A 23,185-nucleotide genomic window follows, 5' to 3' on the forward strand; every position below is an offset into this window, starting at 1 on the left:
CGGGTGCCGAAGGGGTGGGGAAGTCGTGGGAGTGGGGTCAGGTGACGGTGACGACGACGCTGTGCCAGCCCGTCGCCCCCGAGGGGTAGGGGGGTGTGCGGGTGGCGGGCTGGACGGCCCCGGTGCCGTCGGTGGCACGGGCCTCGAGGCGGTGGGTCCCGGGGGCGGCGCCGGTCCAGGTGTGGGTCCACTGGCGCCACAGGTCGGGCCCGGCGTCGGCGGCCAGTTCGGCCTGCCGCCAGGGCCCGCCGTCGACGCGCACCTCGACGGCGGCGATGCCTCGGTGGGTGGCCCAGGCGGTGCCGGCCACCGTCACGTCGCCGGGCGGTACGCGGGCGAACGGCGCGGGCACGTCGATCCGCGAGGCGGTGCGGACCTCGCCGGTGCGGTCCCAGCCGCGCTGCACCCAGTACGGGTCGCGGGCGGCGAAGGTGGTCACCTCCAGGTCGACGAGCCACTTGGTGGCCGAGGTGTAGCCGTAGAGGCCGGGCACCACCGTGCGGCAGGGGAAGCCGTGCTCGACGGGCAGCGCCTCGCCGTTCATCGCCACCGCGAGCAGCGCCTGGCGCCCGTCGAGGAGCGTCTCGACCGGGGTGCCGATCGTCATGCCGTCCTGCGAGCGGCCGACGAGCTGCTCGGCGCCGGAGCGGACGCCGGCGCGGCGCAGCAGGGCGGGCAGCGAGGCGCCGAGCCAGCGGGTGGTGCCCGCGTAGGGGCCGCCGACCTCGTTGGAGACGCAGGACAGGGTGTGGTCCAGCTCCTCCAGCCCGAGGGCGAGCAGGTCGTCGAAGCCGATCAGCAGCGGGCGGTCGACCAGGCCGTGCAGCCGCAGCGACCAGGCGCGCGGGTCGATGCGCGGCAGGGTCAGGGCGGTGTCGACGCGGTAGAAGTCGGCGGTGGGGGTGATGAACGGGGGCAGGCCGGGGACCGTGGCGCCGACCGCGCGCGGCAGTGGCGGCGCCGGGCGCAGCGGCGGCGGCAGGCGGACGGCGGCGCGGGCCGCGCTGACGTCGCCGCGCCGGTCGGACAGGACGCGTCCGGCCGTGCCGAGGGCGGCGGCCGCGCCGATCGTGGCGCCGGCCGCCAGGACGCGCCGCCGCCCGGGCCCGGTCGGCCGGACCGGGCCCGAGCCGGGGGAAGGGCCAGAGGAAGGGTCAGAGGAAGGGCCAGAGGAAGGGCCAGGGGAAGGGTCGGGGGAGAGGCCGGGGGAGAAGGCGGGTCGGGTCAGCCACCACAGCACGGCGACCGCGCCGCCGGCCGCGGCGGCGGAGGGCAGCAGGTCGGTGGGGACGGCCTGCGGGCGGGCCAGCGCGGCCCAGGCGCCGAGGCCGCCGAAGGCCGCGAACAGGGCGGCCGCCGCACCGCGACGGCGTACGGCCAGCACGCCGAGGGCCGCGGCCGCGAGGCCCATGACGGTGTAGATCCCGCCCAGCAGGACCGCCTTGTCGCCGGTGCCGAACCGCTGGACCGCCCACGTCTTGACGGCGGTGGGCGCGAGGTCGATCGCCGCCGAGCCGATCGCCACCACCGGTGAGGCCTGGGGGCGGGTGAACGCCGCCGCCGCCTCACCGGCTCCCACGGCCGCGGCGGCGGCCGCCAGCCCGCACAGCGCCGCCACGGCCGGCCCGGCGGCACGGGTGCGTGCTCGGGGGAGGGCGCCCGGCGGGCTGCTGCTCGTCTCATCGGTCACGGTCCTCATTCGGCGGTCCGGCTCCACCGGATGGGTGCGAGTCCGGATACCCCCCGATCGGGTGACATCGCTCTGGCCGGGTGACACCGCCCGGTCAGGGGTGAGGGCCGCTCAAGGGGCGCCCGAGCACCCCTTGAGCGGCCCCCTCACCGTCTCCTGACCCCCGCCCGGCCCGGCCTGACCCCGGCCCGGCCGTCCGCCCGGCCCGGCCCTCCCGCTCAGGTGAACGGGATCAGCAGGACCGGCGCCCCCGTGGGGTGCGCGGAGCCGGCCGAGGGCTCCACCGTGACCCCGATGCCGCGCGCGCCGTCCAGGGGGCCGTCCAGCAGGAACGCGCCGTCGCCCCGGGGCATCAGCCCCGCCGGGCGCATCGCGGCGCCGTCGTCGAACCACAGCTCGTACGCCGTGCCGTCCGCCGGGGCGGGCAGGCCGGAGGCCAGGAGGACGGCCCGGCCCTTGTCGTGCGACCAGACCACCGCCCCGCTGCCGGTGCCGCCGGCCGCCGGGCCGCTCGCCCGCCGGGCGTCGGGTGCCGTCAGCAGCCCGGTGACCTGGTCCTGGTGCCGCTGCAGCGTGGCGGCGAGAGCCCTGGCCCGGTCCGCCTCCCGGTGCTGCTGGACGGCCACGCCGCCGAGGGCCGCGGCCGCCGCCAGACAGGCCGCCAGCGCCAGCCGGGGCCAGCCGCGGGCGAGCCGCCCGGGGCGCCGGGCGCCGTCGGGCCCGGCCGCGGCGCGCGGCGCCTCCTGCCGGACGGTGTCCAGCGCGCCCATCACCCGCGACTTCAGTTCCCCGGGCACCGCGACGGCCTGCGCGGCGCCCAGCCTGGCCAGCGTCGCCGTGAACTCGGCGACCTCCCGGGCACAGGCCGGGCACTGCGCCAGGTGGCGTTCGAACTGCGCGCGCTCGTCCGCGTCGAGGGCGTGCGCGGCGTAGGCGCCGGTCAGCGTGTGCAGGTCGGCGCCGCTCATGCTCCCACTCCCAGGCAGTCGCGCAGCCGGATCAGCGCGTCGCGCATCCGGGTCTTGACGGTGCCCAGCGGCGTGCCGAGCAGTTCGGCGACCTGCGGGTAGGTGTACCCGCGGTAGTAGGCCAGCGTGATCGACTCCCGCTGCAGCTCGGTCAGCCCCTTCAGGCAGCGCCGCACCTGCTCGCGCTCCAGCCGCCCCTCGACCTGCTCGGCGACCTCGTCGAACGCCGGCGTGTGCGAGGCGGCGGCGGCCCGCCGGTCGCGGTCGGCGGCCGCCTGCGCCGCCCGCACCCGGTCCACGGCGCGGCGGTGGGCGATGGTCAGCACCCACGCCAGCACCTCCCCGCGCTCGGGCCGGTAGCGGGCGCAGGTGCGCCACACCTCCAGCATCACCTCCTGCGCGACCTCCTCGGACTGCGCCGGATCCCGCAGCACCCGGCGGACCAGCCCCAGCACCGGGCCCGCCACCGCGTCGTACAGCCGACCGAACGCCTCCCGGTCGCCGAGCGCGGTCCTGCTCAGCAGCTCCTTGAGGTCGGTGCCCGGACGCCCCGGCCCGGACAGGTGGACGACCGTGCTCATCCGGCCACCTCGTGCTCGCAACACACGGGCGACGGCCCCGGCCAGTGAACGGTGGGCATGGGCACGACCTCCAGGGAATCCCGGCCGGGCGGACACCCGGCCGGGCCGACGGAACACGGCGACGTCAGGCGTTCGAAGCCGCACCCGGCGCGGATTGCCCGCCAAGGACACCGGATTCCCGGCCCCCGCGCCCGCACGGCTCCCGGCCCCCGCGCCCGCACGGCTCCCGGCCCCCGCGCCCGCACGGCTCCCGGCCCCCGCGCCCGCCCCGGCCTCCCCGCCCCCGCGCGCACGCCCGGGCGCCCGCAGGAGACCCCTGGGAGACTCGAATCCCCGGCCGTGTCCAATCCCCGGCCGCGTCCGCTCCGAACACCCCGGCAGCGCCCCCCGCGCCTGGCGGGGCACGGGGGGCGCACCCGCCCGCACGAGAGGAGCCGCAGGTGGACGAGCCGACCCGGACGCGCCCGCACTGCCTGGTCACCGGCGCCACCGGCTACATCGGCGGGCGCCTGGTGCCCGAACTGCTCGCCGCCGGGTACCGGGTGCGCTGCCTGGTCCGCGACCCGCTCCGGCTGCGGGACCAGCCCTGGCGGGCCGACGTGGAGGCCGTCACCGGGGACGTCACCCGCCCCGAGACCCTGCCCGCGGCCTTCGACGGGATCGACGCCGCCTACTACCTGGTCCACTCCCTGGGCACCGGGCCCGGCTTCGAGACCCGGGACCGGCAGGCCGCCGAGGCCTTCGCCGAGGCGGCCGCCGCCGCCGGCACCCGGCGCATCGTCTACCTCGGCGGACTGCTGCCCGCCGGGGTCCCCGAACCGCACCTGTCGGCCCACCTGCGCTCGCGCGCCGAAGTGGGCCGCGCCCTGCGCACGGGCGGCGTCCCCACCGCCGAACTGCGGGCCGCGGTGATCATCGGCTCCGGCTCGGCCTCCTTCGAGATGCTGCGCCACCTGACCGAACGGCTCCCGGCGATGGTCACCCCCCGCTGGGTCGACACCCGCATCCAGCCGATCGCCGTACGCGACGTGCTGCGCTACCTGGTCGGCGCCGCCGCCCTGCCCCCCGAGGTCGACCGCACCTTCGACATCGGCGGGCCCGACGTGCTCACCTACCGGCTGATGATGCGCCACTACGCCGAGGTCGCCGACCTGCCCCGGCGCCTGATCGTGCCGGTGCCCGTGCTCTCCCCGCGCCTGTCCAGCCACTGGGTGGGCCTGGTCACCCCCGTACCGGGCTCGCTCGCCCGCCCGCTGGTGGAGTCGCTGCGCCACGAGGTGGTGTGCCGCGAACACGACATCGCCTGCTGGATCCCCGACCCGCCCGAGGGCCTGACCGGCTTCGACCGGGCCGTGGAACTGGCCCTGCGGCGCATCCGCGACGCCCAGGTCTCCACCCGCTGGTCCTCCGCCTCCCTGCCCGGCGCGCCCAGCGACCCGCTGCCCACCGACCCCGACTGGGCCGGCGGCAGCCTCTACCAGGACCTGCGCCGGCGCCGGGTGGCCGCCGACCCGGCCGCGCTGTGGCGGGTGGTGGAGGGCGTCGGCGGCGAGAACGGCTGGTACTCCCTGCCGCTGGCCTGGGCCCTGCGCGGACGCCTGGACCGCCTGGCCGGCGGCGTCGGCCTGCGCCGCGGCCGCCGCGACCGCCACCGGCTGCGGGTCGGCGACGCGCTCGACTTCTGGCGGGTCGAGGAGATCGAACCCGGACGCCTGCTGCGGCTGCGCGCCGAGATGCGCCTGCCGGGCCTGGCCTGGCTCGAACTGCGCGTGACCCCCGACGGCGACGGCGGCGCGCTCTACCAGCAGCGGGCGCTGTTCCACCCGCACGGACTGGCCGGCCACCTCTACTGGTGGTCGGTGGCGCCCTTCCACGCCCTGGTGTTCGGCGCCATGGCCCGCAACATCACCGAACGCGCCCGACCCGCCCGACCCGCCGCCTGACACCCCCACCCCGCACCCCCCACCCCGCACCCCCCACCCGCACCCCCCACCCGCACCCCCCACCCACACCCGCCTCCCGACACCCGACACCCGCACCCGCACTCCACCGCACGAGGCCCCCGATGAGCACCGCCGTCGTCCTGTTCACCCAGGACCTGCGCCTGCACGACAACCCCGCCCTGCACGCCGCCCGCACCCGCGCCGACCAGGTCGTCCCCCTGTTCGTCCTCGACCCGGCCATCGCCCGGGCCGGCTTCGCCGCCCCCAACCGGCAGGCCTTCCTCGCCGAGAGCCTCGCCGACCTCGACCGGGCGCTGCGCGCCGCCGGCTCCCGCCTGGTCCTGCGCCACGGCGACCCCGCCGAACAGGCCGCCCGCCTGGCCGCCGAGTGCGCAGCCGACACCGTCCACACCAACGCCGGCGTCTCCGCCTTCGCCACCCGCCGCGAACACGCCCTGCGCCGCGCCCTCGGCGAGCGCCTGCACCTGCACGACGCCGCGCTCACCATCGTCCCCGCCGGCCTCGTCACCCCGGCCGGGCGCGACCACTACGCCGTCTTCACCCCCTACCACCGCGCCTGGCAGCAGGCCCCCCGGCGCACCGTCCTGCCCGCCCCGCGCACCCTCGCCACCCCCGACGGCCCCGCGAGCGCCCCGTTGCCCGCCGCCCCCGCCGGCACCTCCCCGGGCCGCGCCCCCGGCGGCGAGAGCGCCGCCCGCCGCCGCCTGCGCGCCTGGAACCCGGACGACTACGAGCAGTTGCACGACGACCTCGCCGCCGACGCCACCTCCCGCCTCTCGCCGTACCTGCACTTCGGCTGCCTGTCCGCCACCGAACTCGCCCACCGCGCCGGGAAGTCCGACACCCCCGGCGCGGCCGCGCTGGTGCGCCAGCTCGCCTGGCGCGACTTCCACCACCAGGTCCTCGCGGCCCGCCCCGACGCCGCCCACGCCGACTACCGCCCCCGCCCCGTCCGCTGGTACGACGACGAACGCGAGCTCCAGGCCTGGCGCGAGGGCCGCACCGGCTACCCGATCGTCGACGCCGGCCTGCGCCAACTCGCCCACGAGGGCTGGATGCACAACCGGGCCCGCCTGCTCACCGCCTCCTTCCTCACCAAGAGCCTGCGCCACCACTGGCGCCCCGGCGCCGCCCACTTCCTCGCCCTGCTCGTCGACGGCGACCTCGCCAACAACCAGCTCAACTGGCAGTGGGCCGCCGGCACCGGCACCGACACCCGCCCCAACCGCGTCCTCAACCCGCTGCGCCAGGCCGACCGCTACGACCCCGACGGCGCCTACGTGCGCCGCTGGGTCCCCGAGCTCGCCCACCTGCCGGCCCGGGACGTCCACCGCCCCTGGGAGCTCGCCGAGCCCCCGGCCGGCTACCCGGCGCCGCTGCTGCCCCCCGACGCCCTCGGCACCCGCATGCGCGAGAGCGGCTGAACCGCCCTCACCCGGAACTCACCCGCCCTCACCCGGAACTCGCCCGCCCTCACCCGAACGGCGTAGCGCCGCGTCCGCTCCCGCCCGGGCCCCGGCCGCCGCGGGATGCGGGCCCCACCCGCCTCCCGTTGGATGAAACCCGCGGCCCGGCAGGCCGCCCCCGGCAGGTCACCCCGGCAGGCCGCCCCACCCCCGGCGCACCACCCGAAGGAGCAGGAGCATGCCCATCTCCAGGACCCGCGACGGCGTCGAGATCTTCTACCAGGACTGGGGCAGCGGGCGCCCCGTCGTGTTCATCCACGGCTGGCCGCTCAACGGCGACGCCTGGCAGGACCAGCTGAAGGCCGTCGCGGACGCCGGCCTGCGGGCCATCGCCCACGACCGGCGCGGCCACGGCCGTTCCGCCCCGGTCTACGGCGGCTACGACTTCGACACCTTCGCCGACGACCTCGACAGCCTGCTCACCGGGCTCGACCTGCGCGACGTCACCCTGGTGGCCCACTCCATGGGCGGCGGCGAGCTCGCCCGCTACATCGGCCGCCACGGCACCGGGCGGATCCGCTCCGCCGTCCTGCTGTCGGCGATCACCCCGTCCATGCTCCAGGGCCCCGACAACCCGCACGGCGTGCCCGGCACCGTCTTCGACGACATCAAGGCCGGCATCCTCACCGAGCGCTCCCAGTTCTGGCAGGACACCTCCGTCAACTTCTTCTCCGCCGACCGCCCCGGCTCCCGCGCCACCCAGGGCAACCGGGACGCGTTCTGGTTCATGGCGATGCACCAGACCATCGAGGGCGGCGTCGACTGCGTGGACGCCTTCGGCTACACCGACTTCCACGAGGACCTGGCCAGGTTCGACATCCCCACCCTGATCGTGCACGGCGACGACGACCGGATCGTCCCCGTCGAGGCGACCGCCCGCCGGGCCGCCCGGATCATCCCCGGCGCCGTCCTGAAGGTGTACGAGAACGGCTCGCACGGCATCGCGATGGTCCCCGGCGACAAGGAGCGCTTCAACGCCGACCTGCTGGAGTTCCTCAAGCAGTGAGGACACCCCAGGGGAGCCCCGGCAGTCTCAGGGCGCGCGGCGCAGGGACAGCGCCGTGACGTCGTCGCGGCTGCGGCCCCCGCTCCAGCGGCGGGCCTCGCGGTCCAGGGCCTCGGGCAGCAGGGAGGCGGGGGCGGCGGCGAGGGCGGCCAGGCCCCGCTCGACGGGGTAGAACGCGCCGGTGGCGTCCTGGGCCTCGGTGATCCCGTCGGTGAGCAGCACCAGCACGCCGTCCTCGGGCAGCGCGAACCACCGGACGGTGCGCACCTCGTCGGCCAGTTCCGCCAGCCCGAGCGGCACCCCGGCCGGCAGCGGCACGGCCTCGACCCGGCCGTCGTGCAGCAGGTAGGGGGCGAGGTGGCCGCAGTTGACGGCCTGCACGTCCGCGCCGCGCTCCACGCCCAGCACGGTCGCGGTGACGAAGCGCTCGCTCTCGCCGCCCTGCACCGCGTACGCGTTGTGCCGTTCCACCGCCGCCTCCAGGGCGTCCGCGACGCCGGTCAGCGCCGGCTCCCGGAAGGCCGCCTCCCGGAAGGCGCTCAGCACCGCGAAGCCCGCGCCGATCGCCGGCAGGCCCTTGCCCTGCACGTCGCCCACCAGCACCCGGGTGCCGTACGGGGTGTCGGCGACGTCGTACAGGTCGCCGCCGACCAGGGCGTCCTCCTCCACCGGCCGGTACAGCCCGTACAGCTGGACGTCGGGGGTGAGCACCGGCAGCGGGCGCAGCAGCTGGCGTTGCAGGGCGACGGCGGTCTGCCGCATCCGGAACAGCTCCCGCTCGCGCCGCACCCGGCGCGCGCACAGCCCGACCACGGCCGCCTCGGCGCCGACCACCCCCACCAGGGTGCCCACCCGGGCGGCCAGCGAGGACGGCGGGAACAGCACCGTGCTGACCGCCACCACCCCGGCCACCCACACCGAGGCCGCGACCGTCTGCGCGACGGTGCCCAGCCCCGCCAGCAGGGCCGGCAGGAACACCAGCAGCAGCACCAGCCGGGCGCTGGTGCCGCTCGCCACCTGGGCGAGCAGCACCACCGCGGTGGAGGCCAGCACCCCCAGCACCACCGCCCGGTTGCCCGGCGCCCGCATCTCCCCGCCGTCCCGCTCCCCGCTCCCGTCCCCGTCCGCGCCGCCCACCCCGCCGTCCTCTCCGCCGCCTCGCCGTCCCCCCAGGCATACCGGCGGCCCCACCCGGCCGCCAGCGCAGCCCGCCCGGACGGGCGAGCGCCCGCCCGGGAGCGCCCGCCCGTGCCCCGGCGGTCAGGCTGCCCGCGGCCCGGCCGTCAGGCGCAGGTGCTGTCCGCGCAGAGCTGCCACGGCTCCCAGGAGACGAACCGGTCCGCCTCGGTGGTCCGCCAGGAGCGGTCGCGGTTCCACTCGCGGACGGTCACCCGCAGCCGCCCGTCCGGCAGTTGGACGATCGAGGACGGCGCGCCCAGGCCCGCGTTGGGGTCCGGCAGCCGGGGCAGCCGGCGCACCGGGCCCCAGGAGTCCCGGGCGTCGCCGTCCTGGCTGCGCACCTCCATGGCCGCGTTCGTGTCGGCGCCGGAGGCGAAGACGTGCAGTCGGCCGTCGCGTTCCCTGAAGAGCGTGAGCCCGCCGTGGTAGGGCGGCGGTGACAGCTCGAAGTTCTCGGTCGGGGTCCAGGAGCCGCCGGGCGCGGGCAGGACGGTGTGGCAGAAGCCGCCGTAGGAGGCGAAGAACACCTCCAGGGCGCCGGCGCTGTTCTCGACGGCGCTCACCTGGTACAGCTTCGGGCCCACGGGGGTGGCGCTGACGCGCTCCCAGCCGCCGTAGGCGCCCCCGGGCGCGTCCTGGGAGCGGTGCCAGACGAAGGGCAGGAGGGAGGCCGCCGAACTGTCGTAGAACTGCTGGAACTGTTCGGTCCGCCCGTCGGAGCGCGGCGTCTCCAGCAGGGTGTTCGGGAGGGCGGTACTGGCCAGGCCCTGGGCGGTCGCGTCGGCCCCGCACCCGGCGGCGACGCCCGGCGCGGGGGCGGTGCCCGCCGTCGTCGTGGCCCACGCGGTCGTTCCCGCGAAGGCCACGACCAGCACACCCGACAGCACGGCTTGCGGAAGTCTCCTGTACACGGTCGGTGAACCTCCCCATTCGGTAACGGAAAAGGAGTGCCCGGCAGGGGAGTCGGCCGCTTTCGCCGGCCCCTCGCGCGGGACCGGCACATTCTCGTGCACCGGCGCCGGGGCGGACAGGGCGCCTGCGGGGCGGCCGGACGGGATCCGGCCGAACGGTGGCCCGCCCCGGCGGCGGGGGAAGGCCGGCCGGTCCGGGGGGGGGTGACAGGTCAGGCGGTCGGCAGGTCCGGGGCAGCGTCACCGCGGGGGCGGCCGCGGAACAGCTCGTCCAGGTGGTGGGTGAGGATCGCCAGCGCGGCGTCGCCGGTGCGCTGGCCGCCGAGCACGCTGGAGCCGAGGCCGTTGACCATGGCCAGCAGCCCGGCGGCGGTCATCTCCGGGTCCCTGGCGGGGTCGATCTGCCCGTCCTGCTGGGCCGCGCGGACCTGCTTGGCGAGGAAGCCCTCCAACAGGTCGGGCTGGGGCGTCCCGTGCTTCTCCACCAGCGCGGGATCGCTGAGCACCAGCGTGTAGTACGCGGCGTAGGTGCGGGTGATCCGGCGGCTCTCCGGGTCGGTGGGCAGGATGCTGGACAGGACCGCGGTCACCAGGCCGCGCGGCGTGGGCGGGGTGGCGGCCGCGGTGATCCACGCCGCCATGCGGGCCTGGAGCTGGGCGCCGAGCCGCTCCAGCGCGTCCAGCAGCAGCCCCTCCTTGGTCGTGAAGTAGTACTGCACCAGCCGCAGGGAGACGCCCGCCTCGGTGGCGACCGCCCGCATGCTGGCCGCCTGCAGCCCCTGGGTGTCGGCGATGCGCAGCAGTGCTTCGGCGATCTGCCGCCGGCGTTCCTCGTGATCGACCCGCGCGTTCATGAACGACCTCCCTGGTACACCCGTATCATGCCGTGATACACATGTATCATGCGAATCAGCCAGTTCAAGAACGACCAGGCCGGGGACCGGTTTCGCGCCGCCTACGAGCGGGCCCTGACGGAACTGTGGCCCGGGCCACGGACGGCGCTGGACCTCCCGACCGCGTTCGGGACCACCCGCGTCTACCGCACCGGCCCGCAACACGGCGAGCCGATCGTGCTGCTGCCCGGCTCGGGCGGAAACGCACTGATGTGGCACCGCTACATCGACACGCTGGCCCGCCACCGCCCGGTCATCGCCGTCGACACGATCGGCGAACCGGGCGCGAGCGTGCAGAGCGCCCCGATCGCCGACGGCCGGGACGCGGCCGCCTGGCTGGACGAACTCCTGACCGCACTGGAGGTGACGGACGCCCAGGTCGTCGGCTGCTCCTACGGCGGCTGGCTGGCGCTCCACCACCAGATCCACCACCCCGGGCGGGCCGCCTCCCTCACCCTGGTGGACCCGGCCGGCTTCGCCGACATCGGCGCCCGCTTCTACGCCTGGGTGATCGCCGGCGGCCTCGCCGCCACCGCGCCGCGAGCGCTGCGCCCCCGACTGGCCCGCCTGGTCGGCAACAGCGCCATCCTGGAGACCGAGCTGATGGCCCTGATGCGCGCGTCGATGGGCTTCCGCCGCGCGCTCCCGGTGCCCCCGGTCCTGTCCGACGAGGAACTGCGCCGCCTGGACGTCCCCGCACTGTTCCTGCTCGGGGAGCGCAGCGCCATGCACGACGCGCACGCGGTCGCCGAGCGCCTCGGCCGCCTCGTGCCCTCGGCCCGGACGGAGATCGTGCCCGGCGCCGGCCACGCCCTGCCGACCGACCGGCCGGACCTGGTGGCCGACCGCGTCCTGCACCCCGCCGGGCGGTAGCGCCACCGGCCGGGCCCGGGGGCTCCCGCTGCGCACCGTCCCGCTGACGGAGCACCACGTGAACCGCGCCGCCCCCGCCGAGGCCCGTCGAACCCGCGCCCGCGACCGGACGAAAACCGGTTGCGGGCGCGGCCGCACGCCTGCGACCGTACGGATCCCGCCAACGCCCCCTCCGCGAGGCCCCGATGACCATCTACTTCTACGGCGCCGACGAAGCCCCGCACGGCTGCTTCTCCAACTTCTCCCCCCACCCCCTCCACCTCGACGGACACCTCTGGCCCACCTCCGAGCACTACTTCCAGGCCCAGAAGTTCGCCGGCACCCGCCACGCCGACCTCGTCCGCCGCGCCCGCACCCCGCTGCGCGCCGCCGAACTGGGCCGCGACCCGGCCGGACCGCTGCGCCGCGACTGGGAGCGCGTCAAGGGCGACGTGATGCGCCGGGCGGTGGCGGCCAAGTTCCGGGAGCACCCGGACATCCGCGCCGTCCTGCTCGCCACCGGCGACGAGGAACTCGTCGAGGACACCGGCACCGACCACTACTGGGGGCGCGGACGCACCGGCACCGGCAGGAACATGCTCGGCCGCATCCTGATGCGCACCCGCACCCGGCTGCGCGCCGAGTTCCCCGCCGGACCCGCCGAGCGGGCGTGACACCGCAGCTCACCCGCAGGCGAGTTGACGGAACGTCAGGACGAGGGGGCTGCCGCCATCAGGTCGTGCAGCAGGTCGTCGCCCAGGCCCAGGCCGGTCTTCGACTCGTCGGGCAGGTGGTAGTCGCGGTACCAGTCCGCGGGGGCCTCCGGGTGCGGGCCGCTGACCGCCACCCGGCCGGCGCCGTAGGGGGCGATGACGGCGGCGGCGCGGTCGTTGGTGTAGCGGGCCAGGACGTCCACGCCCGGGCCGTCGACGTCGAAGTACGGGCCGTCCTGGAAGTACATCCGCTGCGGGCGGCCGCGCCAGGCGACGTCGACGAGGCGGTCCTGCTCGTCGGTGACGGTCGCGCCCCGGGAGCGGATGTACTGCCCGGAGTCGCCCGGCAGGAGGTCGTAGCCCGGGTCGCCGGCCAGGTAGCCGCCCATGCACAGGCCCAGGTAGCGCCCGCCGCCCCGGACGTAGTCGCGCACCAGCTCCGGCGAGAAGCCCGGGTCGCGCTGCATCAGGCCCCACGCGGTGCTCACCTCCTGCCCGTTGGTGCCGCCCGGCTGCACGTACAGCGCGGCGCCGGCCAGCACGCCCGCGCCGAAGCGCAGCCGCTCCTCGGGGCCGACGTAGCGCACCGCGAAGCCGTCGCGCTCCAGCAGCTCCCGCGCCGCCTCCGGGCAGCCCTCGCAGGCCGCCGGGCCCCGGTAGACCAGTGCGAGCGGCCGCCCGTCGGCGGCGGCGACCGCGTCGTCGCCCGCGCCGTCCCCCGGGCCGTCCGGTACGGGGGAGGTGCCGCAGGCGGACGCCGTCAGCAGTGCCGCCGCCACCGCCAGGGCCGCGGCGGCCCGCCCGGGCCGCCGCCCACCCCTCATGACCGGCACTCCCGCCATCGCCGACACCCTCCCCGCGCCCTACGCCGTGTGCAGCGACGACGCTACGGGCACGGCGGCCCGCGCCGCACATCCGCCCCCCGAACGGGTGCCACCGCGCTGTCCGCGTTGACGGGACAGGGGCCCGGGGCAGTGGCGCGGGCGGGCGGGCCAGGCGGACGCGGCCCGGGAATTGACCCATGAAAGCGGCATTCGATTGCCACCTGATGGCCGGTCTTTCCGGTTCTAGCCTGGTCCCATGACGACGAGCAACACCGCCCCCGCCGCCCCCGTGCTGACCCGCCACGCCGAGGCCGAGACCTGCGCCGACCCGAGCAGCACCATGACCCTGCTCGCCGACTCGGCGCACACCGAGGGCGGGTTCACCAGCTACCGCTCCACCTTCGCCCAGGGCGCCGTCGGCGCCCCCGCGCACTTCCACACCCGGGCCTGGGAGCTGTTCTTCGTGATCGGCGGCTCGCTGCAGGTGCTGGTCGGCGAGGAGGTCACGATCCTGGGCGAGGGCGACTTCCTCGCCGTGCCGCCGCACACCCCGCACGCCTTCGCCGCCGCCCCGGGCGCCGAGGCCGACGTCCTGTTCGTGTTCACCCCGGGCATGGACCGCTTCGACTACCTGCGCCTGCTGGGCCGCGTGATGCGCGGCGAGACCGACCCGGGCGCGATCGCCGCCTCCGCCGGGCGCTTCGACAACCACTACGTCGACAGCCCCGCCTGGCGCGCCGCCCTCGACCGGAGCGCCGCCCCCGCCTGAAGCCCCCGCCCCCGCCTGCCCCCGCCCGGGGCCCGTGACGGCCGCTCCCGGCGGGCCGGTGCGGGCCGGGTGTGGAACGGTGGAGGCCGGGGGTGTCCTGGTTGCGAGAGGAGTGGCCATGTCGTCGAAGCGTCGCCGCAAGAAGAAGGCCCGGGCCCGGCGCGGGGCCAACCACGGCCGCCGGCCCCAGTGCTGAGCGCCTGAACCGTGCGCGCGGCCGGGGCGCCGCCCCCGGCCGCACCGGCCGCACCGGCCGCTCAGGCCGGTTCGCGCCCGCGCCCGCGCGGCACGGCGTGGTACGTGCAGGTGTCCGTCCAGCCGTGGCCGAAGGTGAGCACCAGTACCGGGCCCCGCCCCTCGGCGCGGGCGGCCCGCAGCAGCGCGCCCGGGTCGCCGTCCGGCGGGATCTGCTCGTGCCGGAAGCACACGTCGCTGCCCGTGCGCGGCCAGTGCGGGTCCGGGCGGGGGATGCCGGGCAGGTCCCAGACCAGGGTGGCGTCGGCGGTGGACAGGCTCGGGCCGGGCATCCGCCGGCCGTCGGGGAAGAGGCCGCGGTCGCGGTGGTAGCGCAGCGCGTAGGCGACCGTGCCCGGTGAGTACGGCGGTTCGTCGCCCCAGGTGTTCGGGAAGCCCCAGTCGGCCAGGCCCGCCGCCTCGATCCTGGGCAGCACGGCGGTGACGTCCTCGCCGGTGGCGAAGTAGGCGGCGGCGCTCATCCGGCAGACCAGCACGCCGCGGCCCTCGGCGGTGGTGGTGAGCAGGCCGAGCGAGGAGGGGCGGTCGCAGTGGTCGGCGACGCGGGTCAGCAGGTGCGTCACACCCTCCACCGCGGCCAGGCCCTCGACCAGCCGGCGGATCCGCTCGCGCTCGGCGGCCCGCAGCGCCTCGGCCCGCGGCGAGGAGGCCAGGGCGCGCAGCCGGCGGGTGGTGGGCAGGCGGGCGCGCAGCGCGTCCCGGGCCCGTGCGGGCTGGGCCAGCAGCAGGCCGAGCAGGTACTCGAAGCCGTTCACCGGTCGGGGTCCTCTCGGGCCGGGGGAATGGGGAAATGCAGAGAGACCGCTCGGGCCGCTGGGGCCGGGCGGTCTCTGCTGTTCGGACGGGCCCATGCGCCAACACGGCCCGCTGCCGGTGTTCCCGAAAATGTTGGAGTAGACAGCGCCCCCGGGCTCCTGACCCGCAGGTCTGGATGACGCTGCTGCACATCGTCACATTCAGCCAGGACGGCTACAAGGGCGAGTTGCACAAAAATGCATCAAATTCCGGTTTCGAGTTCCTGAACTGCACTGATATCACAGGGTTGTGACGAGATTGCGGGCCGGGACCGGGATTCTGGCGCATCAATCTTCGCGATGTTCACCGAACCGATTGGGAATCACCCGTACGCCTGACAGAGTGTTGCGCGAAACGGGTTCCTCGCGTGACGCCAACCACCGAAGTGCCCGTCCGTTGGAGTAGACGGTGATATAGGAGGTCCTCGATGACGAGGAAGCGGAAGAAGAAGCGCACCCCCGCCCACTGCGCCGCCGGCCACCCGGCGCCGCCGCGACCGGGCCTGCCCTGGCCGTCCGGCCCCGCGCAGACGGCCGTGGTCGTCGTGGTGGTCGTCGTGGCCGCCGCCCTGGTGAGGACGGGCATGTCGGCGGGAGCGGCGCTCGAACTGGCCGCCGGCGGGCTGCTGTTGAATGCCAGGCTCCAGCAGGGGCGGGCCTAGAAGGAACGCCGGACCGCGATGGGACGCCAGGAGAAACCGATCGCGGCGACCGAGCCGGCCCTGGGCCGGCTCGCCGCGTTGCTGCGCGAGCAGCGTGAAGAGGCGGGGCTGACCTACCGTCAGCTCGCCGACCGGACCAACTACCACCCGACCACCCTGCAACGGGCCACCAGCGGCCGGACCATGCCGAACTGGGAGGTCGTCGAGGCCCTCACCCGGGCCTGCGACGGCGACCTCAAGAAGGCCCGCCGCAAGTGGACCCAGGCCAACTACTGGGCCCACGTCCCGCGCCCCTCCGGGGCCCAGCGCCGGGCGCCGCGACGGTTCAACCCCGAACAGGTCGACTCCCTCGCCGACCTGCGACGGGCGATGCACGAGATGCGGCGCAAGGCCGACTGGCCCTCCCTGGAGGAGCTGGACCGCCGGGCCCGGGCCGGGGGAGGGCGCCTGCCCTCCAGCACCCTGGCGCTGGTCCTCAGGGGTGAGGCCCCGCTGCGCAAGGCGGTGTTCCTCACCTACATGGAGGTCTGCGGGGTCAAGGAGGCCCGCCGCGCACTGTGGGCGGCGGCCTGGGAGCGGACGAACAATGCCCGCACCCCGGCACCGGTGAACTCCCGCACGTACCAGCGGGAGTTCACCCGGGCCATGCAGTCCTCCAGCAGCGGCACCTCGACGGACATCCTGTTCAAACTGTGGGTGACCCTGCGCAACAGCCTGGCCGCCGACCGCGCCGACCGCGCCGAGGACGCCGGCCACCCCGGCCACTCCGCCGGGACGGGCCGCGACGGCACCGGCGACAACCCGCCGGTACTCGTGTGACCCGGTCCGCGGACGGGGACGCGCCACCAGCGCCCCGTCCGCGGACCAGCACCCACCCGCGCCACCTCGGGAATCAACCATGCCGACACCACCACGACAGCCGACCACCGCCACGACCACCACCGCCACGACCATCGCCACCGGACCGGCGCTGGGCCTGTGGGCGCTGTACGACCTCCACCTGCGCCACTACCTCGACTACGCAGCCCTGCTGCTCCCCGCGGCCGACGCCCCGCTGGCCGTCCAGGGCGCCTTCGACGACCTCAGCGGCCACTGGCTCGACGCCCTGGCCACCGCCAGCCCGGCCGCCTGCGCCTGGCAGGCGGTGCGCCGACGCGTCTGCGCCCTGGCCGGCCCGCGCCCGCTCGGCCCGGTCGCCCACCTCACCGCCCCCCAGCAGGACGTCCTGCTGCTGCACCTGGTCCTCGACCTGCCCGCCGTCGAGGTCGCCGCCCTGACCGGCACCGAACCGGGCGCCGTCCACGTGCAGCTGCGCTCGCTGGCGTCCGTCCGCCGGTAGCCGCCGCCCCGGGCCGCCCCCGGCCGGCCCGGCGGCTCATCGCACGGGGCTCGCGACCGGGTCGGGGTCGGGAGCGGCGGGGGAGGGGGCGGCGGCGCGGGCACGGGCGCGGACCTCGGCGACGGCCGGGCAGGTGGCGTAGACGCGGGTGAGGTGGGCCAGCTGGTCGGCCTCGGACTCCAGGTCCTGCCCCAGGGCGTGCGGCGGTTCGGCCGCCGGGGCGGTGCGCGGGGCGTCGGGGTTGGGCCGGGCCCCGGCGGCCGCGCGTTCCAACGCGGCCGCCAGCGCGGCGGCCTCGGCGGTGGCGCCGGCCCGGGCGGCGGACGGGGGAAAGCGCGAGGAGGCGGCGGCGAGCCACCGCGGGGTGCGCGGGTCGAGGTGCTGGCGCAGGATCAGCCGGGCGTCGTGGATCTCGATGATCCGCCGGTACAGGGCGAACTGCGGGTCGCGCGGCGGCAGCAGCGGCAGGCGGCTGGCCGGGGCGAGCGCGATCTCCGGCAGCACGGTGTGCAGGTCCCGCCAGAGCGGGGCCAGCGCCCGGTAGCGGCGGTGGGCGCGCAGCCAGCCGCGGACGGCGGCGTGCGCGGCCGGCCACACCGTGGTGCCCAGGCCCGCCGCGAGCAGCGCCACGCACAGCAGGCCCAGGACCCCGCACAGGGCGTCCTCGGCGCCGGCCTGGGTGCCGGTGGCCGCCGCCTGGACGACGTCGTCGACGCCCCAGGCGTTCCACAGCAGGCCCGCGACCAGGCTCAGGGTGAGCAGCCGCAGCCCGCTGCGCTGGCGCCCGGGCGCGGCGGCGCGGGCGAGCCGGGCGAGCTGGCGCAGCAGGGCGGTGAGGCAGTGGGCGAGGTAGAGCACGCCGGCGGCGGTGTACCCGGCCAGCGCCAGACGGGCGTCGGTGGAGGGCGCGGCGGTGAGGTCGGAGGCGTCCAGGCCCGGCGCGGCGGCGACGAACAGGACCGCCCGCACCCCCAGGACACCGGCCAGCAGGGCCAGCTGGCGGCGCACCGCACGGCGGGGAAGCTCGGGATCGCGCAGGACGCCGGCCAGCAGCCGGATCGCGCAGGCCGCGCCGATGCGCAGCACGTCGCCGAGCAGGACGGGCAGGGCGGGCGCGATCCCGAGCCGGTGCAGCTGGTCGGCGGCCTGGACGGTGGGCGGGGCGAGCAGCAGCAGCGCGGCGGCGAGCAGCGCGGTGGCGTAGCAGCTGTAGCGGGCGATGGCGCGCGGGTTGGTCCGGCGGCCGCGGGCGAAGTGCCAGGCGCTCAGGCCGAAGAACAGCGCGACGCCGTAGAGGACGAGGCCGCTCACGGACGCCCCGCCGCCCGGCTGCCGGCCGCCCGGTCGCCGGCGGGCCCGGGCCCGGACCCGGACCCGGGCTCGCCGGCGAGCAGGACGTCCAGGACGTCGAGCGAGTCCGGGTGCGGGGCGGGGCCGGGCGGGTGCGCGGCGTCGGCCTTGGCGGCCCGGCTGAGGATGAGGGAGGCCAGCAGCTCGGCCTCGCGCTCCTGGGGCTCGTCGTAGCCGGTGCGCCCGAGCACCCGCCGGACCAGGTCGGGGGACAGGTGCGGCAGGAGGTCCGCGGCCGGGCCGAGCGGCGCGGAGCCGGCGTGGTCCAGGAGCAGGTGGGCGATCTCGTGGACCAGGATGTGCCGGCGGTGCAGCGCGCTGGTGTCGGCGGTGTACAGGATGTAGTCCGCCTCCCGGGTGGACACCAGCAGCCCGCAGGGCGCGTTGGGCCGGGCGGCCACCGGCAGCAGGTCGATCGGCCGCCCCCGCCGGCGGGCGACTTGCTCCAGTAGCACGGTGGTGTCGAACGGGCTCGGCAGTGCCAGCTGTTCGGCCATCCGCCGGCAGCGGCGCAGCGCCGATCGGTAGCACCTGTCGTCCCGCACGCTGTGTTCCCCTTCTCGATCAGCGGCCCCGTTCCCCCCGATCTCCCGACCGCCGTGGCTCCGCCTCCGTGCCTGGCCCCCGTCTTCGTAGCCCCCGTGCCCCGTCCGCCCCGCGCCCCGTCAGCCCCGGACCCCGTCCGCCCCGCCGACGACTCGCGACCCGCGGCCCCGCGCCCGCGCCGCCGGCGTCAGGGCGCCGGGTTCCGGCGGGCCGCGTCCCGGCGGGCGATGACGTCGATCAGCTCGCTGACCGTGTCCAGGCCCTCGGAGGAGAGGCCGACCGCGCGCAGCGCCAGGCTGCGCACGCCCGCGTCGCGCAGCGCGCCGAGCAGCGCGAGCTCCTTGGCGATCTCCGCGCCCTGCCGCTCGTCGAAGAAGTACGCGGGCGGGACCTGGAAGAACTGGGCGAGCGCCTCCAGGTGGCGCTTGGTCGGGTTGTCCCGGCGCCCGGTGCGCAGCTGCCACAGGTAGGTGGTGGAGAACGACTCCCCGGTCGCCTCGCGGCAGGCCCGGGCCACCTCTTCGTTGGTGTACTGCTCGCGGTCGGGTCTGCGGACGGTGTGGAACAGCGCCTCGATCCTGGCCGCGAGCCCGGACAGTTCCACCGGCCCGTCCTCCCGGTTCGATCCCGCCATGGCCCGCCCTCCTCACCGGGGCCCCGCACGTCTCCTCCTGGCGGGCGGGCAGGGCCGGCCAGGTCACGATAACCCAACGGCATCAGCTGGCGTGGATCACAAGATACCGCCAATCAACGTCAGTTGACCCCTCCACCGGCGGCTGACATCCTGGACCGCAGGCAGGCCAGTCGACCTGACTGGCCATCAAGTCCATTCGTGTTAAAGACATTTGACGTTTCCCCCGGATCGGCCGAACGATCTCGGCAGGCCGGTAGTGTGACCGACTCCCCTGGGACCGCCAGGCAACGACGCCCGACACGGGACCGGCCGAACCGACCGGCCCCGCCGACGGCACGACGTGGGAAGGGGGCGCCCGTGAACACGGCGCCGCGACACCAGACGGTGCGGCTCGGCTTCCTGTGGCGAGCCGCCGGCGCCCCCATCGGCTGCGTGCTCGCCCTGGCGATGGGCATCGTGCTCGCCGACAGCGGGGACGCCGGCCGGATGGGCGCCGTCCCCGCGCTGCTGCTGTCGAGCGCGGCCGTCCTGGGCGTGGCCCTGCCCGTCCCGTACGGCTTCTGGCTGCGCGCCGACGACCACGGCCTCACCCTCGTGCGGGCGTTCGTCCCGCGCCGCTACCGGTGGCGCGACATCCAGGGGCTCACGATGGACGCCGGGCAGGACGCCGACTCCGGCGCCCACCGGCTCGTCCTGCTGCTGCGCCTGACCCCGGCACGCCGCCGGACCGCCCGCGCCGCCCGCACCGCCCGCGACGCACACCTGTACGGGCCGGTCCTCGGCATCCTGGGCACCACCCGCGACGGGCTGCCGCGCGGCACCGAACCCCGCCGCCTCGCCGAACTGTTCGACCTGCTCCGGCGCCACGGCGTCCCCCTCGACGACCGCCGCTACGCCGACCTCGTCCTCACCGCGCACGGCTACCCGGCGCTCGCCCACACCGCCCCCGGCGCGTCCCTCTCCGCCCGCCCCGCCGCCTGCCCCGACGCGGCCTGAACCGGGCCCCGGCCGGTCCCTCGCGGTCCGCCCCGGCCCTTCGGGTCACCCACCGCTGAGCCGCCCACCGCCCCGCAGCCGTTGACCCCGACGGAAGCGCGCCCGCCCGGACGGCGCGCCAGGACGTCAGGAGTGCGGCGATGCTCAGGTTCCACGGCGCGTGGCGGATCACCGTGGTCGGCAAGAACGCCAGCTTCGACCAGCGCGCGGTGGTGCGCGGCCCCTACGGCACCCGGATGCTGCCCGGCCGGGTCGGCGCCAGCCTGGAAGTCGAGGAGGACAGCTGGACGCTGACCCTGGAACACCACCTGTGGGGCCGCAGCTGGCAGCCGAACCTGCGCGTCACCCCCGGGCCCGTCACCGAACGCGACGGCGTCCGCAGCCGCCTGCTGACCAGCAACGACTGCCACTGGCCCGACAAGCCCCTGGACTACGTCAACTTCGTCGTCCGCCTCGACCAGAGCCTCGCCCCGGCCCCCGTCCTCGCCCCCGTCCGGGCCGTGCGCCCCGCCGACTCCCTGCCGCCCCCCGCGCCCCGGGCCATCCGCACCTCCTCCGGCGACGTCGGCGACTTCGGCGCCCCCGCCTCCCGGCCCGCGCCCGCCACCCGGCCCGCGGCCACCCCCGCGCCCAGGCCGGCGCAGGCGCCGGGCACCAACGCCCGGCCCGCCGCGACCCCCTGGTAGCCAGCCGCCGTGCCCGGGGGCTAGCCCCCGGGCACGGCGGCCCGCTGCCCGGATGTCCCGGACCGGCGCCTCAGGGTTGGCTGGACGCATCCGAACCAGCAGATCCGAAAGGCCGTCACCCGTGCTCCAGCGCAAGACCGTCCGCCGCCGCGCCGCCCGTGCCACAGCCGTCGCCGCCCTCGCCGCCGCCCTGGGCGCCACCGCCATGACCGGAAGCGCCCAGGCGATCGTCAACGGCCACGACTCCACCGAGCGCTACTCGTTCATGGCCACGATCCCGATGAGCGCCAAGCAGATATCCGACGGCACCTGCGGCGCCACCCTGATCGACCCCCAGTGGGTCCTGACCGCCGCCCACTGCGTCCAGGGCTACCCGGGCAGCGAGCTGAAGCTCGACGGCACCGTGCGCATCGGCAGCGCGCACCGCAAGAGCGGCGGCACCGTCCGGGCCATCACCCGCACCGTCGTCCACCCCGGCTTCAGCTTCGGCGACGGCCAGACCCGCCCCAACTACGACGACCTCGCCCTGGTGCGCCTGGACCGCCCCGTCGCCCAGCGGCCCATCGCCGTCGCCCAGCGCCCCGGCCCGCCCGGCACCCCGACCCGGCTGCTCGGCGTCGGCACCGTCGTCGACACCCCCAAGTTCGAGGACATGGTCTTCCCCGACCGCCTCCAGGAACTCGACACCCGCCGCGCCGCCGCGACCGACTGCGCCCCCGGCTACGCCGGCCCCACCCGCCTGTGCACGACCAGCCCCACCCCGCAGGCCATGGCCTGCTTCGGCGACTCCGGCGGCCCGCAGATCCAGCGCGGCCGCGGCGGCCGCTGGGAGCTCATCGGCACCACCTCCGGCCCCGGCGCCCCGGGCGTCCCCTGCTCCGAAGGCCCGGGCCTGTACACCGACGTGCGCGCCTACGCCGACTGGATCCGGGCCACCCTCGCCGCCGGCTGACCCGGCTGACCCGGCTGACCCGGCTGACCCGCCTTGGCCTGCCTCGGACTGACTGACTGACCGGCCGATCCGGCCGACCCGACGGTAAAGTCCCAGGTGAGCACCGTCGCGCCCGAGGAGACCCCGCCATGCCGACCGACCCCGCCACCGGAGCCGCCGCCGACCGCCCGCCGATCGCGCGGTACGGCCTGGGCACCGCAGCCGTCGGCCGACCCGGCTACATCACCCTCGGGCGTGACGGCGACCTGCCCGCCGAACGCACCGTCGAGGCCCTGCGCGACCGCACCCACGCCCTGCTCGACGCCGCCTACGCCGCCGGCGTCCGCTACCTCGACACCGCCCGCTCCTACGGCCGCGCCGAGGAGTTCGTCGCCCAGTGGCTCGCCGAACACCCCGAGGCCGCCGCCGAGGTGACGGTCGGCAGCAAGTGGGGCTACACCTACACGGCCGGCTGGCAGACCACCGGCGTGGCCGCGCACGAGGTCAAGGAACACTCCACGGCGGTGTTCGACCGCCAGATCCACGAGACCCGCGCCCTGCTGGGCCCGCACCTGGACGTCTACCTGGTCCACTCCGTCACCCCCGACAGCCCCGCCCTGACCGACACCGCCCTGCACGCACGCCTGGCCGACCTGGCCGGGCAGGGCGTACGGGTCGGCCTGTCCACCAGCGGCCCGGCCCAGGCGGACACCATCCGCGCCGCCCTGGCCGTCACCGCGGACGGCCGCCCGCTGTTCACCGCCGTCCAGGCCACCTGGAACCTGCTCGAACCCTCCGCCGCCCCCGCCCTGGCCGAAGCCCACGCCGCCGGCTGGCTGGTCGTCGTCAAGGAGGGCATGGCCAACGGCCGCCTCGCCGGGCGCAACGCCACCGGGGACGACACCGCCGCACTGCGCGCCCTCGCCACCCGCACCGGCGCGCCCCTCGACGCCCTCGCCCTGGCCGCGGCCGCCGCCCAGCCCTGGGCCGACCTCGTCCTGTCCGGCGCGGCCACCCTCGACCAGCTCGCCTCCAACCTCACCGCCGCCACCCTGCACCCCACCCCCGACGACCTGGCCGCCCTCGCCACCCTGGCCGAACCCGCCCCGGCGTACTGGCGCACCCGCGCCGCCCTGCCCTGGGCCTGAACTCCCGTGTCAGTGGCCGCCCCTACGG

24 protein-coding genes are annotated in these 23,185 nt (G+C 76.6%); 13 read left to right on the forward strand and 11 right to left on the reverse strand.

The features are described from left to right. Nucleotides 1–37: 37 nt before the first annotated feature. From OG556_RS33300 to sigK, 3 genes are all read right to left on the reverse strand, one after another. Nucleotides 38–1,699, reverse strand: coding sequence for a molybdopterin-dependent oxidoreductase (locus OG556_RS33300; protein WP_371515266.1), 1,662 nt, complete (start codon nucleotides 1,697–1,699; stop codon nucleotides 38–40). 209 nt (nucleotides 1,700–1,908) lie between these two features. After that, on the reverse strand, nucleotides 1,909–2,658 hold the full coding sequence (locus OG556_RS33305; RefSeq protein WP_371515265.1) for an anti-sigma factor domain-containing protein: 750 nt from the start codon (nucleotides 2,656–2,658) through the stop codon (nucleotides 1,909–1,911). After that, entirely contained in the window at nucleotides 2,655–3,239 is a 585-nt protein-coding gene (sigK, locus tag OG556_RS33310; protein WP_371515264.1) for an ECF RNA polymerase sigma factor SigK, read from the reverse strand. Before sigK ends, OG556_RS33305 begins: the two co-directional genes overlap by 4 nt. Before the next feature lie 440 nt (nucleotides 3,240–3,679). Between sigK and OG556_RS33315 the strand changes: the two genes are divergently transcribed. The 3 genes from OG556_RS33315 (at nucleotide 3,680) to OG556_RS33325 (ending at nucleotide 7,675) form a co-directional block, all read left to right on the forward strand. Beyond that, entirely contained in the window at nucleotides 3,680–5,182 is a 1,503-nt protein-coding gene (locus OG556_RS33315) for an SDR family oxidoreductase (RefSeq protein WP_371515263.1), read from the forward strand. 122 nt (nucleotides 5,183–5,304) lie between these two features. Continuing rightward, nucleotides 5,305–6,627 carry a deoxyribodipyrimidine photo-lyase gene (locus OG556_RS33320; protein ID WP_371515262.1) on the forward strand — a complete coding sequence of 441 codons (1,323 nt, stop codon included), beginning with the start codon at nucleotides 5,305–5,307 and terminating at the stop codon, nucleotides 6,625–6,627. Nucleotides 6,628–6,847: 220 nt separating this feature from the next. Beyond that, nucleotides 6,848–7,675 (forward strand): alpha/beta fold hydrolase, encoded by an 828-nt coding sequence (locus OG556_RS33325; RefSeq protein ID WP_371515261.1) that lies wholly within the window; start codon nucleotides 6,848–6,850, stop codon nucleotides 7,673–7,675. Between the two features lie 27 nt (nucleotides 7,676–7,702). Here OG556_RS33325 and OG556_RS33330 read toward each other — a convergent pair whose 3' ends face one another. The 3 genes from OG556_RS33330 to OG556_RS33340 form a co-directional block, all read right to left on the reverse strand. Further along, complete coding sequence (locus OG556_RS33330; protein ID WP_371515260.1) at nucleotides 7,703–8,812, reverse strand: PP2C family protein-serine/threonine phosphatase; 1,110 nt, start codon at nucleotides 8,810–8,812, stop codon at nucleotides 7,703–7,705. Nucleotides 8,813–8,958: 146 nt separating this feature from the next. Further along, nucleotides 8,959–9,765 (reverse strand): hypothetical protein, encoded by an 807-nt coding sequence (locus tag OG556_RS33335; RefSeq protein WP_371515259.1) that lies wholly within the window; start codon nucleotides 9,763–9,765, stop codon nucleotides 8,959–8,961. 212 nt (nucleotides 9,766–9,977) lie between these two features. Then, nucleotides 9,978–10,619, reverse strand: coding sequence for a TetR/AcrR family transcriptional regulator (locus tag OG556_RS33340; RefSeq protein ID WP_371515258.1), 642 nt, complete (start codon nucleotides 10,617–10,619; stop codon nucleotides 9,978–9,980). A 48-nt stretch (nucleotides 10,620–10,667) separates the two neighbouring features. Here OG556_RS33340 and OG556_RS33345 point away from each other — a divergent pair, with 48 nt between their 5' ends. Together OG556_RS33345 and OG556_RS33350 are read left to right on the forward strand one after the other, a co-directional pair. Continuing rightward, complete coding sequence (locus OG556_RS33345; protein WP_371515257.1) at nucleotides 10,668–11,531, forward strand: alpha/beta fold hydrolase; 864 nt, start codon at nucleotides 10,668–10,670, stop codon at nucleotides 11,529–11,531. A 185-nt stretch (nucleotides 11,532–11,716) separates the two neighbouring features. Beyond that, a complete protein-coding gene (locus tag OG556_RS33350; RefSeq protein WP_371515256.1) occupies nucleotides 11,717–12,184 on the forward strand; it encodes an NADAR family protein in 468 nt (155 codons plus the stop codon). Between the two features lie 35 nt (nucleotides 12,185–12,219). Here the strand turns inward: OG556_RS33350 and OG556_RS33355 are convergent, their stop codons facing one another. After that, entirely contained in the window at nucleotides 12,220–13,047 is an 828-nt protein-coding gene (locus OG556_RS33355; protein WP_371515255.1) for a BPL-N domain-containing protein, read from the reverse strand. A 256-nt stretch (nucleotides 13,048–13,303) separates the two neighbouring features. Here OG556_RS33355 and OG556_RS33360 point away from each other — a divergent pair, with 256 nt between their 5' ends. Then, nucleotides 13,304–13,816, forward strand: a complete 513-nt coding sequence (locus OG556_RS33360; protein WP_371515254.1) for a cupin domain-containing protein — start codon at nucleotides 13,304–13,306, stop codon at nucleotides 13,814–13,816. Between the two features lie 257 nt (nucleotides 13,817–14,073). Here OG556_RS33360 and OG556_RS33365 read toward each other — a convergent pair whose 3' ends face one another. Beyond that, complete coding sequence (locus OG556_RS33365) at nucleotides 14,074–14,826, reverse strand: hypothetical protein (protein WP_371515253.1); 753 nt, start codon at nucleotides 14,824–14,826, stop codon at nucleotides 14,074–14,076. A 467-nt stretch (nucleotides 14,827–15,293) separates the two neighbouring features. Between OG556_RS33365 and OG556_RS33370 the strand changes: the two genes are divergently transcribed. From OG556_RS33370 to OG556_RS33380, 3 genes are all read left to right on the forward strand, one after another. Next, the gene (locus tag OG556_RS33370) at nucleotides 15,294–15,527 is read left to right on the forward strand and encodes a hypothetical protein (protein WP_371515252.1); all 234 of its coding nucleotides are present in this window, start codon (nucleotides 15,294–15,296) and stop codon (nucleotides 15,525–15,527) included. 18 nt (nucleotides 15,528–15,545) lie between these two features. Further along, the gene (locus OG556_RS33375; RefSeq protein ID WP_371515251.1) at nucleotides 15,546–16,346 is read left to right on the forward strand and encodes a helix-turn-helix domain-containing protein; all 801 of its coding nucleotides are present in this window, start codon (nucleotides 15,546–15,548) and stop codon (nucleotides 16,344–16,346) included. A gap of 79 nt (nucleotides 16,347–16,425) precedes the next feature. After that, nucleotides 16,426–16,866, forward strand: coding sequence for a hypothetical protein (locus OG556_RS33380; protein ID WP_371515250.1), 441 nt, complete (start codon nucleotides 16,426–16,428; stop codon nucleotides 16,864–16,866). Between the two features lie 36 nt (nucleotides 16,867–16,902). Here OG556_RS33380 and OG556_RS33385 read toward each other — a convergent pair whose 3' ends face one another. The 3 genes from OG556_RS33385 to OG556_RS33395 all read right to left on the reverse strand — a co-directional run bounded on the left by OG556_RS33385 (nucleotide 16,903) and on the right by OG556_RS33395 (nucleotide 19,396). Next, the gene (locus tag OG556_RS33385; RefSeq protein WP_371515249.1) at nucleotides 16,903–18,177 is read right to left on the reverse strand and encodes an MAB_1171c family putative transporter; all 1,275 of its coding nucleotides are present in this window, start codon (nucleotides 18,175–18,177) and stop codon (nucleotides 16,903–16,905) included. Continuing rightward, complete coding sequence (locus OG556_RS33390) at nucleotides 18,174–18,761, reverse strand: ParH-like protein (protein WP_371515248.1); 588 nt, start codon at nucleotides 18,759–18,761, stop codon at nucleotides 18,174–18,176. The genes OG556_RS33385 and OG556_RS33390 overlap by 4 nt, the downstream gene beginning before the upstream one ends. Nucleotides 18,762–18,949: 188 nt before the next feature. Then, nucleotides 18,950–19,396 carry an XRE family transcriptional regulator gene (locus OG556_RS33395; protein ID WP_371515247.1) on the reverse strand — a complete coding sequence of 149 codons (447 nt, stop codon included), beginning with the start codon at nucleotides 19,394–19,396 and terminating at the stop codon, nucleotides 18,950–18,952. Between the two features lie 357 nt (nucleotides 19,397–19,753). Here OG556_RS33395 and OG556_RS33400 point away from each other — a divergent pair, with 357 nt between their 5' ends. From OG556_RS33400 to OG556_RS33415, 4 genes are all read left to right on the forward strand, one after another. Next, nucleotides 19,754–20,392, forward strand: coding sequence for a PH domain-containing protein (locus OG556_RS33400; protein WP_371515246.1), 639 nt, complete (start codon nucleotides 19,754–19,756; stop codon nucleotides 20,390–20,392). Nucleotides 20,393–20,532: 140 nt separating this feature from the next. Then, entirely contained in the window at nucleotides 20,533–21,078 is a 546-nt protein-coding gene (locus tag OG556_RS33405) for a hypothetical protein (protein WP_371515245.1), read from the forward strand. Between the two features lie 121 nt (nucleotides 21,079–21,199). Further along, complete coding sequence (locus tag OG556_RS33410) at nucleotides 21,200–22,030, forward strand: trypsin-like serine protease (protein WP_371515244.1); 831 nt, start codon at nucleotides 21,200–21,202, stop codon at nucleotides 22,028–22,030. Nucleotides 22,031–22,158: 128 nt separating this feature from the next. Then, complete coding sequence (locus tag OG556_RS33415) at nucleotides 22,159–23,157, forward strand: aldo/keto reductase (RefSeq protein WP_371515243.1); 999 nt, start codon at nucleotides 22,159–22,161, stop codon at nucleotides 23,155–23,157. Nucleotides 23,158–23,185 lie beyond the last annotated feature (28 nt).

This window comes from Kitasatospora sp. NBC_01300, assembly GCF_041435235.1.
Classification (GTDB): Bacteria; Actinomycetota; Actinomycetes; order Streptomycetales; family Streptomycetaceae; genus Kitasatospora.

What these genes read in the sequence shown, in the direction of transcription:
- OG556_RS33405 (WP_371515245.1), top strand. Translation starts at nt 20,533, where the DNA reads ATGCTCAGGTTCCACGGCGCGTGGCGGATCACCGTGGTCGGCAAGAAC.
- OG556_RS33355 (WP_371515255.1), bottom strand. Translation starts at nt 13,047, where the DNA reads ATGAGGGGTGGGCGGCGGCCCGGGCGGGCCGCCGCGGCCCTGGCGGTG.
- OG556_RS33360 (WP_371515254.1), top strand. Translation starts at nt 13,304, where the DNA reads ATGACGACGAGCAACACCGCCCCCGCCGCCCCCGTGCTGACCCGCCAC.
- OG556_RS33375 (WP_371515251.1), top strand. Translation starts at nt 15,546, where the DNA reads ATGGGACGCCAGGAGAAACCGATCGCGGCGACCGAGCCGGCCCTGGGC.
- OG556_RS33395 (WP_371515247.1), bottom strand. Translation starts at nt 19,396, where the DNA reads ATGGCGGGATCGAACCGGGAGGACGGGCCGGTGGAACTGTCCGGGCTC.
- OG556_RS33415 (WP_371515243.1), top strand. Translation starts at nt 22,159, where the DNA reads ATGCCGACCGACCCCGCCACCGGAGCCGCCGCCGACCGCCCGCCGATC.
- OG556_RS33380 (WP_371515250.1), top strand. Translation starts at nt 16,426, where the DNA reads ATGCCGACACCACCACGACAGCCGACCACCGCCACGACCACCACCGCC.
- OG556_RS33300 (WP_371515266.1), bottom strand. Translation starts at nt 1,699, where the DNA reads ATGAGGACCGTGACCGATGAGACGAGCAGCAGCCCGCCGGGCGCCCTC.
- OG556_RS33345 (WP_371515257.1), top strand. Translation starts at nt 10,668, where the DNA reads ATGCGAATCAGCCAGTTCAAGAACGACCAGGCCGGGGACCGGTTTCGC.
- OG556_RS33340 (WP_371515258.1), bottom strand. Translation starts at nt 10,619, where the DNA reads ATGAACGCGCGGGTCGATCACGAGGAACGCCGGCGGCAGATCGCCGAA.
- OG556_RS33325 (WP_371515261.1), top strand. Translation starts at nt 6,848, where the DNA reads ATGCCCATCTCCAGGACCCGCGACGGCGTCGAGATCTTCTACCAGGAC.
- OG556_RS33320 (WP_371515262.1), top strand. Translation starts at nt 5,305, where the DNA reads ATGAGCACCGCCGTCGTCCTGTTCACCCAGGACCTGCGCCTGCACGAC.
- OG556_RS33370 (WP_371515252.1), top strand. Translation starts at nt 15,294, where the DNA reads ATGACGAGGAAGCGGAAGAAGAAGCGCACCCCCGCCCACTGCGCCGCC.
- OG556_RS33350 (WP_371515256.1), top strand. Translation starts at nt 11,717, where the DNA reads ATGACCATCTACTTCTACGGCGCCGACGAAGCCCCGCACGGCTGCTTC.
- sigK (WP_371515264.1), bottom strand. Translation starts at nt 3,239, where the DNA reads ATGAGCACGGTCGTCCACCTGTCCGGGCCGGGGCGTCCGGGCACCGAC.
- OG556_RS33305 (WP_371515265.1), bottom strand. Translation starts at nt 2,658, where the DNA reads ATGAGCGGCGCCGACCTGCACACGCTGACCGGCGCCTACGCCGCGCAC.